Genomic DNA, 12,310 nt, shown 5'->3' on the forward strand with positions numbered 1-12,310 from the left:
CCTATTTTGTAAAAAAACGAAGGCTGTTTTGCCATGTCTGGGCAGCTATTTCTCTGACTTCCTGGTGTCGCAGCTGCGCCAAAAATTGACCGATTTCCGGTAAATAACATGGTTCATTTTGTGCAGGACGAGGGCGTATCGTTCGCGGTAGCAAGAATGGTGCGTCGGTTTCCAAAAGCAGACGATCTGCTGGAATATCTAACACAGCTTGCTGAAGTTCGAGCCCTCGACGTTCATCACACAGCCAACCTGTTATGCCTATATAACAACCAAGTTCGAGGTAACGTGCAAGTTCTTTTTTACCACCAGTAAAACAATGGGCTAGCATACGCGGAATTTTTGCTTGATAACGTGCTAATAAATCACATTGTTGTTGCTGTGCATCGCGCTCATGCAGATAAACGGGGAGCTGTAGTTCCGCTGCGAGTGCCAGCTGGGCTTCAAAAACTTCAAGCTGTATTGCTTGCGGTGAATAATTCCGATTGAAATCGAGTCCGCACTCACCGATGGCCACAACATTTTCATGATTGGCGAGTTCCCGAAGTTGATTGATGAAGTTGGGTTCAGCGGCCGCGGCATCATGCGGGTGAACCCCCACGGTTGCCAATAATTGCTTTGGAAAGCTGTCGCACAAGGCAATTGCGTCAGCACTTTCACGAACATTCGTGCCAATCACTAACAGTTTTTCGACACCAGCGGCGGCGGCGCGCTCGAGCACCGCCTCCACATCCCGATAAAGCTTACCGTTCGTTAAATTGACGCCGCTATCAAACCAGCGCATTACTTAATGCGTTTGACGCGCGTACGACGCGGGCTATCTTCCCGGCCAAGGAAGAAGTAGCTACCAAACAAGCCGCGCTCAAGGTAGTACGGCTCGCCTTCTTTGATCGTAAAACGTTCAGCGCTAATTTGTTCCCAAACTTGACCATCGGTAGTTTCAATCGTCAGTACGCCGACTCTATTTTTTGAATAACTAGCGATACGGATATCCATACGTTCTGGTTTGGCGTTTTCCGCATCTTCGTCTGGCAAATGTTCAAAACCAAAACGCTCGCGTTTACTTTCCGCTGTTTCAGTCTGTTGCGCACGACCTTGATTATTCGCGCGTTGTTGCGCACGTTCAGATGCTGGCGTTCCTGCTACTGGGCTATTGGTGCTTGCAGCTGGTGCTGTAGCATTTCCAGCAGCCACATCATCGAAGCAAACAAGTCGCTTCAGTGGGTTTTTGATAGTTGTACATTGCGCTAACTGCTGTTCGAGTGACTGCGCTTGAGCCGGGCTTGAAATGGCCCAGACTACCGACATGGCAGCAATTGAAAGAACCACAAACTGCTTGGTCATAATTTATTCCTGATGTTGTTCGGTTTTTGAATCGTTTGAATATAGACCCGCGATCACTAAACCTAGTTCAAACAATAACCACATGGGTATAGCTAATAAGGTTTGTGAAATAACGTCGGGCGGCGTGAGTAACATACCCACCACGAAAGCACCGACAATAATATACGGGCGCTTTTTACGCAATGCAGCGACATTAGTTACCCCAGTCCAACATAGCAAAATAATGGCAACTGGCGTTTCGAAGGCAATGCCAAACGCCATAAAAATAGTCAGCACAAAATCAAGATAGCTGGCAATGTCGGTAGCAACGGTCACTCCTTCAGGAGCCGCTGAAGCAAAGAAGCTCAAGGCTAGTGGGAGTACGACAAAATAAGCAAAAGCAGCACCGGCATAAAACAGTAATGTGCTACTGGCGAGCAACGGTACCACCAAACGTTTTTCTTTACGGTACAGCCCTGGCGCAATAAATGCCCAGAGCTGCCACAATAAATAAGGCACCGCGATTGCAATCGAGACCACAAACGCCAACTTAAATGGGGTAAAGAATGGCGTCGCTACATCGGTCGCGATCATACTTGCGCCTTGCGGTAAGCTCGCCAACATCGGCGCTGCTAGCAAACGATAGAGCTCTTCGGCAAAGATAGCCGCCACCACAAACACCAAACCCACAGCAATCACGCTGCGTAAAAGGCGATTTCGAAGTTCCAGCAGGTGATCAATTAATGGCGATTGGCTACTCATGCTTGCTGCTATCATCGCTTTTGGGTGTTGCTGAGCTTTCTTGTTTCGGTGCATAAGGGCGTTGAACTTGCTGGGCAGCTGCTTTCAGTTCGGCAACGGAACGCTGTAGTTCTGGGGGTAATTTATCCATATCGAGCTGTTCGGCTTTTTGTAAGTGCTCGTGCAGTTCTTTAATACGCAGCTCATGCTTGAGTTCATTTTGCACGTTACTTGAAAATTCACGCACACTGCGCACGGTGCGTTGCAAACCACGCAGCGCACCCGGCAATCGTTCTGGGCCCAATACGATCAAGCCCAGAATGGCAATCACGATGAGTTCCCAAAAGCCGATATCAAACATCTGAATTACTTATCTTTGTCTTGATCAGCAGCTTGCTGTTTTTGATCCAGTTGCTTACTTTCAGCTTGGTCTGCTGAAGAATCATCGCTCACTGATTTTTTAAAGCCTTTTACTGCTGAGCCTAGATCAGAACCAATGTTACGTAATCGTTTTGTGCCAAATAACAACACCACAATCACCAAAATAATCAGCAATTGCCAAAGACTTACTCCACCCATGTCATGCCTCGTTTGTTATGAACTTTTTCGACGCCACAGCGCGATACTACTCAATATCGCTGCTGCTGCAGTAGATGCAACCAACCACAATGGCTGCGCCGTTACATATAAAATTGTTGTACTAATAATTAAGCCACACGTCAGTGCTGCCCAACCGATTTTTTGGCTCTGCAATTGTTGCGCCTCGCGCATTTGCGCTAGGATTTGCTGACGTGCCAGCGCTTGCGGCCGTTGACTCTTCAGATAATCATAAAGCAAGGTCGGCATTTCTGGCAGTTTTTCTGCCCAAAATGGTGCGTTTTCTTGTATAGAACGCACGACCGCACGCCAACCCAACTGCTCTTTCATCCATTTTTCTAAAAATGGTTTTGCGGTTTGCCATAAATCTAACTGCGGATATAGCGTACGTCCCAAGCCTTCCACGTATAACAGTGTTTTTTGCAATAACACCAATTGTGGCTGTACTTCCATTTCGAAGCGACGCGCAGTGTTAAACAGATTAACCAATACGTGGCCAAAGGAAATTTCTGCCAGTGGCTTATTAAAAATTGGTTCGCAAACGGTACGAATTGCTGACTCGAATTCTTCAACGTTGATATGCGCCGGCACCCAACCTGAATCCACATGCAGTTCCGCTACTTTGCGATAGTCTCGGTTAAAGAATGCAAGAAAGTTTTCGGCCAAATAACGTTTATCTTCGCGATTAAGTGTCCCGACTATCCCAAAATCGATACCTAAATAGCTTGGGTTATCCGGGTTTTCGCGTGAAACAAAAATGTTGCCAGGGTGCATATCTGCGTGAAAGAAGCTATCGCGGAACACTTGCGTGAAAAACACTTCAACGCCGCGTTCAGCAAGAATCTTCATATTCACGCCCATCGCCATTAAGGTATCCACATCACTCACCGGGATCCCATCAATACGCTCCATCACCATCACATTGTGACGACTAAAATCGCTGTATACAGTGGGGATATAGAGTAACGGTGAGTTTTCGAAATTACGCTTTAATTGGATGGCATTACCCGCTTCGCGCAGCAAGTCGAGTTCATCCAACAAAGTTTTCCGATACTCTTTCACCACTTCTTTCGGCTTCAAGCGACGACCATCAGGTAAGTGCCGCGCTAGCACACCCGCTAAGGTTTCCATTAAGCGTAAGTCCGCATCAATATCGGCGCGAATATCTGGGCGAATGACCTTAATGACCACGTCTGCACCAGCATCATCGCCTTGTTTCAAGCGCGCGGTATGCACTTGGGCGATGGACGCAGAGGCCAGTGGTTGCACAGAAAAATCGTCGAATGCTTCATCGATATGCGCTAGGCCCAGTGCCTTCTCAATCAATTGTTGCGCTTGCTCGCCTGGAAATGCACGTACTTTGTCTTGTAACTTAGCCAGTTCAAGGGCAATGTCCGGTGGCAATAAATCGCGTCGAGTCGACAACATTTGGCCAAACTTCACCCATACCGGACCCAATGACTCAAGAGCCAAGCGCAAACGCTCGCCGGCTGGTTTTTGTTTATGCTTGTTGGGCATCCAAAACAGCGCATAACGGCCAATACGTAAGCTCCATGGTAACCAACGCGCTGGAATAATCTCATCCAAACCATAGGTGAGGAAGGTCTTGGTAATTTTGTAGGCTCTGCTAATGCGCTGACTCACTCTTGCTTACCTTTTATCGCGTGCTGAAAAGTTTGCTCGAAGGTCTCGTTCAATCCGATCAACTTGTGCCCGAACTTGCTGAATTTGTTGCTTAAACTGGTCAAATTCAGTGGTGCTGACGAGTAGTTGCTTTTCTTCCACAAGTACGTCACGCACCCACGCTTGTTGATCAGCTAAAGCCTGCTGCAACCAATGCTTACTGCGCATGAACGCTTGGCTAATAAAATGCGCTGGTACGTCGCCTAAGCGCTGCGCTAATTGCTCTTGCCAATCGATATCGAGTTCAGCAAATAGCTTGCTAAACTGCTGTGCCAACATGGGGTCACCCTCAATATCCAGTGCGTCAGCTTTAATTAAGCGCGTAATATTCGCCGTGTCGCGTAGCTCTGGTAGTACTGCAAGGCGCGTCATAATATGACAATCCACTGTATCAGTATCCACCCAGCTCAGAAGAATTCCGTCCGCTACAGCAGTCACGGTAAACGGCTTACCAAGCTCCGACAGTGTCACACGCACGCGCTTGTCGCTCAGTTGCTGCAAACGCTTTGGCGATTGCGCATCGAGACTTAACAAATGATTGGCAAACGCTTCAGCAGCGCCAGTAGGGAGAACCGTCCACAACATCAGAATTTAAACCCACGATGCAATGCCACAATACCACCGGTCAAATTGTCATAAGTCACTTGGTCGTAGCCGGCTTTTGTCATCATGCCTTTCAAGGTCTCTTGATCGGGATGCATCCGAATTGATTCGGCAAGATATTGATAGCTATCAGCATCGCCAGCCACCATTTGCCCCATTTTTGGTAAGACATTGAACGAGTAGAAATCATACGCTTGATTCAACAATGGCTGAATTGGCTTGGAAAACTCCAAAACTAATAGTCGACCACCTGGCTTTAATACGCGGAACATTGACTCTAACGCTTTCTGTTTGTCGGTCACATTACGCAAACCAAAAGCAATGGTAATGATGTCAAAACTATCATCAGCAAAGGGCAATTCTTCGGCGTTCGCTTGTACGTAGCGAACGTTGCCGACAATACCGCGATTGCGCAGTTTATCGCGACCAACTTCTAGCATCGCGTCATTAATATCGGCTAAGACAACTTCGCCAGTTGGTCCAACGCGGCGTGAAAACTGGGCGGTTAAATCACCGGTACCACCGGCAATATCCAAAACCTTCATGCCGGTACGAACACCACTACAATCAATCGTGTAGCGCTTCCATAAACGATGAATGCCAAACGACATTAAATCGTTCATCACGTCATATTTTTGTGCCACCGAGTTGAACACGTTGGCAACAAGGTTTTGTTTCTCTGTTTTCGCGACTTGCTTGTACCCAAAGTCGATAGTTTCTTGATTCGATTCTTTCATGTTTAAACCTTTTTCAGCGTCTGCCGCTAGTGTACTACGAAATCAGGCTTGGGCGTAGTGATCACGACGTGGTAACCAGCGTTGGATCAATGCATCGGCGGTTTGTGGATAACGCTCCCAAATCGTGTGCGCGAGCTGCTGCACCTGATCGACTAAATGACTATGTTTGACTAAATCCGCCACTTTCATTTCGGTTAAACCGGTTTGTTTTTGCCCTAATAATTCACCGGGCCCGCGTATTTCCAAATCGCGCTGTGCAATCACGAATCCATCGCTGCTGTCACGCAGAACCGCTAATCGCTGAGTTGCGGTTTTCGACAGTGGTGCATGATACAGCAACACACAGTGACTCGCCGCCGCGCCACGTCCGACGCGCCCCCGCAATTGATGCAGTTGTGCCAAACCGAGACGTTCGGGATTCTCGATAATCATCAAACTAGCATTCGGTACATCCACACCCACTTCAATCACCGTAGTCGCAACCAATAAATCCAGTTCATGCGCTTTAAAGGCTGCCATGACTGCTTCTTTTTCTTGGCTCTTTAAGCGCCCATGCACCAAGCCAATACGCAAATTCGGTAAAGCCTCTTGCAACTGCGTCGCGGTGTCTTCTGCCGCTTGGCACTGCAAAGCCTCTGACTCTTCAATAAGCGTGCATACCCAATACGCTTGTCGTCCTTGTTCGGTGCACACCTGATGAACGCGCTCAATCACTTGGTCACGCCGCGTATCCGGAATAGCCACCGTAGTCACCGGTGTACGGCCTGGTGGCAGCTCGTCAATAATCGACGTGGCCAAGTCCGCATAAGCCGTCATCGCTAAGGTGCGTGGTATTGGCGTCGCGGTCATAATTAATTGATGCGGCTGGAACCCCTGTACCACACCCTTTTGCCGTAATTCTAAGCGTTGATGCACGCCAAAACGGTGCTGCTCGTCAATAATGACTAGGGCAAGATTGTGATAATTCACATCAGCTTGAAACAGCGCATGGGTGCCTACAATAAACTGCACTTCACCACTGGCGATAACAGTTAAATTTTCTTGGCGCTCTTTGATTTTCTGTTTACCTGCGAGCCAACCAACGCGGATACCTAATGGTTCCAGCCACTGCCGAAAGGTTAGCGCATGCTGTTCAGCAAGAATCTCTGTAGGTGCCATTAGCGCAACCTGATAGCCCTGTCCAATCGCAGTCAGTGCTGCGAGCGCTGCGACTAATGTTTTCCCCGAGCCAACATCACCTTGAACCAAGCGCATCATTGGGAAATCCAAGGCCAAATCGTGTTGAATTTCTTGCACTACACGTTGTTGCGCAGCAGTAGGTTGAAACGGCAATTGCGCTAAAAACTCTTGCTGTAAAGCTTGATTTACTTGCAACGCTCGCGCTTGGTGCGCTTGTTTTACGGCTCGCAACTTCAACAAGCTCAGCTGATGAGCGAGGAGTTCTTCGGCTGCTAAACGGGTCTGCGCGGGGTGTGTACCTTCGGTTAACTGTTGCAAACTGACATCAAGTGGCGGCCGATGCAACGTGCGTAACGCTTGCGCCAAACTGATGCCACCAGGACGCAACTGCTCAGGTAATAGTTCGGGTAGTGCCTGTTCATTAAGATAAGTAAGCGCTTGCTCGCTTAGCTTTCTCAGCGTGGCTTGCTGAACCCCTTCAGTGGCAGGATAAACAGGCGTCAAGGCTTCTTCGCCTAACTCCGGCGCAGCGCCTTCGATGATTTTATATTCTGGGTGAATCATATCGGGGCCGTTAATACCGCGACGCGTTTCACCAAAGAGTTGTAGCCGCGTACCTTGCGCGAATTGTTTGAGTTGCGCCGCTGAAAACTGAAAAAATATGAGATTCAGCACACCGCTCGCATCACGAACTTTCACTTTGAGCATGCGCCGACGACCATAAGCCACCTCGGCTTTAACTACTTCCGCGATCACCGTTGCGCTCGTGCCAGCTTGTAATGCGGCAATAGGATAAATGCGTGAGCGATCTTCATAGCGTAGTGGTAAATGTAATAGAACGTCCTGCACGTTTGCCAAGCCAAGCTTTTCCAGCTTCGCTTGCAGCTTTGGCCCCACGCCTTTTAGCGCGCTTAATGGGATACGGTGCAGGCCATCTGAAGTCATCGCTTGGCGCTCCGAATTTGTTGCCACCATGCCTCATCAGCGGCAATTTGCCCGTGCTCATCAAGCTGTGGATAGGGAATATCATTTAACCGACATAAACGTGCGAAGATGGGATGTCCGCCTTCGAAGAGGACACGTTGGCGCTCGGCTTCAGGCAGGGTCGGCCGCTGGTAACAGCCAGCCGCGTCGCGTTGCCGTTGAGCTTCATACATAATCACTGCAGCAGCCACAGAAACATTCAGTGACTCAGCCATACCAACCATTGGAATAATAATTTGATGATCGGCGGCAGCAATGGCCTCCGGTGTGACGCCGCGGCGCTCTTGGCCTAAAATAATCGCGGTGGGCTTGGTGTAATCGATAGTGCGAAAATCAACGGCTTGGTCAGACAAATTGGTTACAAGTATTTGTTTGCCTTCAGCGCGCAACTGGTCAATCGCCGGCTGCAGGCCATCGTGATGCTTAACCTTCACCCATTTTTCGCTACCAACGGCTGCACCGCGGGTCATGCGAAAATGGCGCTCGTACCAAATAGCATGAACCTCGTGCACCCCAACCGCATCGGCGGTGCGCACTAAAGCAGCTAAATTGTGATTTTTATGGACACTCTCCAAACACAACGTAAGATCAGGTTGACGCTGGTCTAACAGTTGCGAAATACGTGCGAAGCGCTCCGGCGACATGATGATTTCCAACTATTTTTTTATTTAAAACTGAGGCAAGTATAACGGCATGCGAGAGTTATCCATAGTATTTCGCCATCCTGATTTTTATGTGCTGGATAAGCCTTCCGGCGCGCCGATGCATGCCAACGATAATGAACTTGGCGTGGTACATCAACTCAGTGAGCAGCTTGGCGAAACGTTATGGCCCGTACACCGTTTAGATACACCAACTTCTGGCGCCTTACTCATTGCCAGAAATCACAGCGCTGCCGCGGCTCTTAGCGGGCTTTTTGCGGAGCGTAAAATGCAAAAGTTTTATATTGCGATTAGCGCCGGCAAACCGAAGAAAAAGCAGGGCTTGATTAGTGGTGATATGGATAAAGTTCGTCGTGGTAATTGGCGCTTGTTACACAGTCAGGACAATCCCGCACAGACGCGCTTTATGAGTTACTCCCTTAAGCCCGGCTATCGATATTACGTGCTCAAACCCATCACTGGCCGAACCCATCAACTGCGCGTCGCTTTGAAAAGTATCGGCGTACCTATTTGTGGCGATGACCGTTATGGCGGTGAGGTTGCCAAACATCTGCATTTGCACGCTTGGAAATTACAATTTGAACACAACGGCGAACACTTTGATATCACAGTATCGTGGCCGAGCTATGAGCACTTTGCTGACCTGCCGGAAATGATCGAGACGTTTTGACCATTTCCTAAGCTGTACGACCATAGTTGTGGTTGGCAAAGGCTAATTAAAAACGGCATACTCATTTCATGTTTGTTTTTTAACCCAAAGGTAGTTGCCATGAAACACAGTCTATTAAGTTTAGCGTTAGTCACAGCGCTTGGTTCCTTTACTGGTGCAGCGCAGGCTCAGCAGCCCGTTAAAATTGGTGCCGATCTTGAACAGAAGGTCATTGAATGGCGTCGTGACTTACACCAACATCCGGAATTAAGTAACCGCGAGTTTCGCACCGCAAAAGTCATCACAGAACACTTGAAAGAACTTGGTTTAGAAGTTCAAACGGGCGTTGCGCACACCGGTGTGGTCGGCCTTTTAAAAGGTGCCAAACCGGGTCCAACGATTGCACTGCGCGCTGATATGGATGCACTGCCTGTTACCGAACTAACCGACGTTCCGTTCGCTTCAAAAGCAGTATCTGAATATCGCGGCAAAGAAGTTGGCGTCATGCACGCATGCGGTCATGATTTGCACGTGGCAATGTTGATGGGTGCGGCTGAAAAGCTCACAGCAATGCGCGACCAACTAGCTGGTAACGTTGTATTTATCTTCCAACCAGCGGAAGAAGGCGCGCCAGCTGGTGAAGAAGGCGGCGCTGAGTTAATGCTCAAAGAAGGTCTGTTTAAGCAATATCAGCCAGAAGCGGTATTTGGTATTCACGTGTGGTCGGCCGGTAACACAGGCGAAATTGGCTACCGCGAAGGCCCATTAATGGCATCGTCAGATCGCTTCGAAATTAACGTGAAGGGTCGTCAAACTCATGGTTCACGTCCATGGGGCGGCGTTGACCCAATTGTTGCCGCGGGTCAAATCATCAGCAATACGCAAAGCATTGTGTCGCGCCAGGTTGATATCACCAAAGCGCCAGCTGTCGTAAGCTTCGGTATTGTCGAAGGTGGTGTGCGTAACAACATCATTCCTGATGAAGTTTACTTGGAAGGGACCATTCGTAACTTTGATATGGATAACCGCGCACAGATTTTTGAAAATTTGAAAGCGACGGCAGAGCACACAGCCAAAGCCAGCGGCGCTGAAGCGCACGTGCATATCGACGAAGGTTATCCGGTAACGATTAATGACCCAGAGTTAACGCGTAAAATGTTGCCAACCATGCAACGCGTGGCCGGTGCAGATAATGTCAAAGTCAATGCGTTGGTAACCGGTGCTGAAGACTTTTCGTTTTATGCACTTGAAGTACCTGGTTTGTTTGTGTTTTTGGGTATTACCCCAGAGGGACAGAATCCGGCAGAAGCGCCAAGTAACCACTCACCGTATTTCTATGCCGACGAAGATGCTCTGAAAACAGGCACCGAGCTGTATGTAAACTGGGTGTTCGATTACGCTAAGCTGAACTAATAACGCTAGAAATTAGAAGCATAAAAAAGGCCCAAGATTGGGCCTTTTTCGATTCGAGGTTTCAGTTACTGCACTTTGAGCATCTCGCGAATCACTTTTTTATCAATTTTGCCAACACTCGTACGCGGAATTTCTTCCACCACTTTCACGGTGTCGGGCACGTACCATTTCTCGATTAAGCCTTCATCGATATATTGCTGCATGTGTGCAACCACCGCTTCGCGATCGACGTTGGCGCCAGCGCGTGCGGTAACAATAGCATGCGGGCGTTCGCCCCATTCCTCATCCGGTAAGCCAATTACCGCAGCGAGCTCGATATCTGGATGCTTACTAATTAGGTTCTCAATATCTAGCGAGGAAACCCACTCCCCGCCGGTTTTAATCACATCTTTGATGCGATCACGAATCTGCAAGGTATAGGTACTATCAATGGTGCCAACATCGCCGGTATGCATCCAGCCGTTTGCCCAAAGTTCTTGGCTCTTTTCCGGCTCGTTTAAATAACCTTGCGTTAACCACGGTGTGCGCACGACCACCTCGCCCATGGCTTCACCATCATGCGGCAAGAAGCGACCGTTACTATCAATAATCCGCATATTCACAAACGGCACCGGACGACCGGTTTTGATACGCTCCGCCACTTGTTGCTCATGGCTAAATTCGTCCGCATTCAGCGGCATCCAAGTCGTGCTCAACAGCGGGCAGGTTTCGGACATGCCGTAGCCAGTGTAAATCTGAATGCCACGCTCGAGCGCTGCACTGGCAAGGCCAGCTGTTAGAGCACTGCCGCCAATCAGCACTTGCCAACCGCTAAAATCAATCGCTTTCGCTTTTTCACTGCTCAGCACCATTTGTAATATGGTCGGTACACAGTGTGAGAACGTGACTTTTTCGGTGACAAATAGCTTCAACAGGGTCGCTGGTTCATAACGTCCCGGATAAACCTGCTTTAAGCCCATCATGGTGGCGACATAGGGTACGCCCCATGCATGCACGTGGAACATGGGTGTAATTGGCATATACACGCTGGATGCCTGCATCAGTTGCATGTTGTCATTCATTGACGTGGTTGCCGCAAGTGCCATGGTGTGTAGCACGAGTTGACGATGCGAAAAGTAAACCCCTTTCGGATTGCCGGTCGTGCCTGTGGTGTAAAAAGTGGTGGCGATGGCGTTCTCGTCAAAATCAGGAAAGTCGTAGTCTGGTAACGCACCGCGCATCAGCTCTTCATACTCACCGACCGTGCTTAGAGGGGCATCAGGCGGGGTATCGGAGTCACTCAACTGAATGTACTTTTCAACCGTCATTAACTCGTGTTTCACTTTTGCTAAAAGCGGCAGAAAATCATCATGCGCCAGCACTACTTTGTCTTCAGCATGGTTCATGGTGTAGACAATCTGTTCCGGCGCTAAGCGCACGTTGACCGTGTGCAATACGGCACCAATCATTGGAATCGCAAAGAAGCATTCAAGATAACGTGGCGTATCCCAATCCAGTACAGCCACTACATCACCAGCCTTAACACCAGCTTCGGTGAGCACATTCGCAAGTCGACAAACACGCTCATTAAATTCCTGATAGCTGTAACGCTTGCCATTGTTGCCACCCACAATTTCGTTGTCGCCGCCATAGCGTTGACTCGAGAGCAGCAACTGCTTAATCAGCAGAGGATATTGATATGCCTCTTCGGTTGGTTTTAGTAATTTTACCGGCATAAAGATTCCTTGTTGTTCTGTATTTTT

The 12,310-nt window shown here is 48.8% G+C and carries 13 protein-coding genes; 2 read left to right on the forward strand and 11 right to left on the reverse strand.

Features of this window, described 5'->3' with window-relative positions:
- Position 1: 1 nt before the first annotated feature.
- From BM292_RS07395 to trmH, 10 genes are read right to left on the reverse strand one after another with little or no spacing between them, the layout of a single operon-like run.
- Positions 2 to 781: a TatD family hydrolase gene (locus tag BM292_RS07395; RefSeq protein ID WP_092857146.1), complete on the reverse strand. Its 780-nt coding sequence runs from the start codon at positions 779 to 781 to the stop codon at positions 2 to 4.
- A complete protein-coding gene (locus tag BM292_RS07400; protein ID WP_092857148.1) occupies positions 781 to 1,341 on the reverse strand; it encodes a hypothetical protein in 561 nt (186 codons plus the stop codon). Before BM292_RS07400 ends, BM292_RS07395 begins: the two co-directional genes overlap by 1 nt.
- Before the next feature lie 3 nt (positions 1,342 to 1,344).
- Positions 1,345 to 2,082, reverse strand: coding sequence for a twin-arginine translocase subunit TatC (tatC, locus tag BM292_RS07405; RefSeq protein WP_092857150.1), 738 nt, complete (start codon positions 2,080 to 2,082; stop codon positions 1,345 to 1,347).
- Positions 2,075 to 2,422, reverse strand: coding sequence for a Sec-independent protein translocase protein TatB (tatB, locus tag BM292_RS07410; RefSeq protein WP_092857152.1), 348 nt, complete (start codon positions 2,420 to 2,422; stop codon positions 2,075 to 2,077). Before tatB ends, tatC begins: the two co-directional genes overlap by 8 nt.
- Before the next feature lie 5 nt (positions 2,423 to 2,427).
- On the reverse strand, positions 2,428 to 2,640 hold the full coding sequence (gene tatA / locus BM292_RS07415; RefSeq protein WP_092857154.1) for a Sec-independent protein translocase subunit TatA: 213 nt from the start codon (positions 2,638 to 2,640) through the stop codon (positions 2,428 to 2,430).
- A 15-nt stretch (positions 2,641 to 2,655) separates the two neighbouring features.
- On the reverse strand, positions 2,656 to 4,302 hold the full coding sequence (ubiB, locus tag BM292_RS07420; RefSeq protein WP_092857156.1) for a ubiquinone biosynthesis regulatory protein kinase UbiB: 1,647 nt from the start codon (positions 4,300 to 4,302) through the stop codon (positions 2,656 to 2,658).
- 6 nt (positions 4,303 to 4,308) lie between these two features.
- Positions 4,309 to 4,926 carry a ubiquinone biosynthesis accessory factor UbiJ gene (locus BM292_RS07425; RefSeq protein ID WP_092857158.1) on the reverse strand — a complete coding sequence of 206 codons (618 nt, stop codon included), beginning with the start codon at positions 4,924 to 4,926 and terminating at the stop codon, positions 4,309 to 4,311.
- Complete coding sequence (ubiE, locus tag BM292_RS07430) at positions 4,926 to 5,681, reverse strand: bifunctional demethylmenaquinone methyltransferase/2-methoxy-6-polyprenyl-1,4-benzoquinol methylase UbiE (protein ID WP_092857160.1); 756 nt, start codon at positions 5,679 to 5,681, stop codon at positions 4,926 to 4,928. Before ubiE ends, BM292_RS07425 begins: the two co-directional genes overlap by 1 nt.
- Positions 5,682 to 5,723: 42 nt before the next feature.
- A complete protein-coding gene (gene recG / locus BM292_RS07435) occupies positions 5,724 to 7,805 on the reverse strand; it encodes an ATP-dependent DNA helicase RecG (protein WP_092857162.1) in 2,082 nt (693 codons plus the stop codon).
- Positions 7,802 to 8,488 carry a tRNA (guanosine(18)-2'-O)-methyltransferase TrmH gene (gene trmH / locus BM292_RS07440; protein ID WP_092857165.1) on the reverse strand — a complete coding sequence of 229 codons (687 nt, stop codon included), beginning with the start codon at positions 8,486 to 8,488 and terminating at the stop codon, positions 7,802 to 7,804. Before trmH ends, recG begins: the two co-directional genes overlap by 4 nt.
- Before the next feature lie 49 nt (positions 8,489 to 8,537).
- Between trmH and BM292_RS07445 the strand changes: the two genes are divergently transcribed.
- Both BM292_RS07445 and BM292_RS07450 read left to right on the forward strand, forming a co-directional pair.
- Positions 8,538 to 9,176, forward strand: coding sequence for a TIGR01621 family pseudouridine synthase (locus BM292_RS07445; RefSeq protein WP_092857167.1), 639 nt, complete (start codon positions 8,538 to 8,540; stop codon positions 9,174 to 9,176).
- Between the two features lie 99 nt (positions 9,177 to 9,275).
- Positions 9,276 to 10,568: a M20 family metallopeptidase gene (locus BM292_RS07450; RefSeq protein ID WP_092857169.1), complete on the forward strand. Its 1,293-nt coding sequence runs from the start codon at positions 9,276 to 9,278 to the stop codon at positions 10,566 to 10,568.
- A 65-nt stretch (positions 10,569 to 10,633) separates the two neighbouring features.
- On the opposite strand, the gene BM292_RS07455 is transcribed toward BM292_RS07450, so the two are convergent.
- Positions 10,634 to 12,283 (reverse strand): fatty acid--CoA ligase, encoded by a 1,650-nt coding sequence (locus BM292_RS07455; protein ID WP_092857171.1) that lies wholly within the window; start codon positions 12,281 to 12,283, stop codon positions 10,634 to 10,636.
- Positions 12,284 to 12,310 lie beyond the last annotated feature (27 nt).

The organism is Pseudidiomarina tainanensis (genome assembly GCF_900115255.1).
GTDB classification, from domain to species: Bacteria; Pseudomonadota; Gammaproteobacteria; order Enterobacterales; family Alteromonadaceae; genus Pseudidiomarina; species Pseudidiomarina tainanensis.